At 51.3% G+C, this 1,379-nt stretch carries 1 protein-coding gene; it reads right to left on the bottom strand.

Annotation, left to right across the window (positions count from 1 at the left end):
* Window positions 1-1,301, bottom strand: a 1,301-nt coding sequence (der, locus tag ACTHS3_RS13205) for a ribosome biogenesis GTPase Der (protein ID WP_440368152.1), incomplete at its 3' end; no start/stop codon positions are given.
* Between the last annotated feature and the right edge of the window lie 78 nt (window positions 1,302-1,379).

Consider the following 1,379-nt stretch of genomic DNA (forward strand, 5'->3'; position numbering starts at 1 on the left):
TCCGAAACATTGTATTGAATTCTGAGCGGCGTACCTTGCAGATTGAAGGCTTTGCGGAACGTTTGGGTCAAATAGCGCGTATAGCTGTCAGAAATGGCGTGTAGCGAATTACCGTGTACCACAATCACCGGCGGATTCATGCCGCCTTGGTGGGCATAACGCATTTTCGGACGCACCAAGCCAGCACGCGGCGGCTGTTGACGCTCGATCGCGCTTTGCAATACGCGCGTGATTTTCGGCGTCGGCATCTTAATCATTGCCGCGTTGTAGGCAGCCTGAATGCTTTCAAACAAACCGTCTATACCGCGCTCTTTCAATGCAGAAATAAAGTGGAACTTAGCAAAATCAAGGAAATACAGTTTGCGGTTGATATCGCGTTTCACTTGCTCACGGCGCTCTTCGCTGATGCCGTCCCATTTATTGACCGCTACGACCAAGGCACGGCCTGCTTCCAAAGCAAAACCTGCAATCGTCGCATCTTGGTCGGCGATATCTTGTTGCGCATCCAATACCAAAACTGCAACGTTTGCCGCTTCAACCGCCTGCATGGCTTTGATAACGGAGAACTTTTCCACCGCTTCATCCACTTTGCCACGACGGCGCACACCTGCAGTATCGATGATGGTAAACGGTTTGCCTTCACGTTCAAAATCAATATGGATACTGTCGCGCGTCGTGCCTGCCATATCGAAGGCAATCACGCGCTCTTCGCCGAGAATGGCGTTTACCAAGGTCGATTTACCGACATTTGGACGGCCGATTACAGCAAAAACAGGATGTTTCGCTTCTTCCTCTTCCTTTTCAGGCTCAGGGAAGGTTTCCAAAATATCTTCAATCAAATAATACACGCCATCGCCGTGCGCACCTGAGATAACATAAGGGTCGCCCAAGGCAAGTTCGTAGAACTCGGCTGCAAGTACAGCCCTATTGCCACCCTCGCCTTTATTCACGGCCAAATAAACGGGGCGTGGGCTTTGGCGCAAACGGTCGGCAATGATTTTGTCTTGCGGCGTCAAACCGGTGCGGCCGTCCACCAAAAACACAACCGCATCGGCTTCATCGACAGCCTGCAAGGTTTGTTTTGCCATTTCGTGCAAAATGCCGCTATCGACAACCGGCTCAAAACCGCCGGTATCGATGACCAAATAAGGTTTGCTGCCGACTTTGCCATGACCGTAATGGCGGTCACGCGTCAGGCCGGGCAAGTCATGCACGAGCGCGTCTTTGGTGAGCGTCAAACGGTTGAATAAAGTAGATTTGCCGACATTGGGGCGGCCGACAAGCGCGATGGTTGGTTTCATAATTGAGTCTTTCTGTGTCAAGTGCCGCCTAAAAACGGGAGCGGAACACAAGCAGGTGTTTTAAAAACACGGTTGATA

It is taken from the genome of Neisseria sp. P0009.S007 (assembly GCF_051962515.1).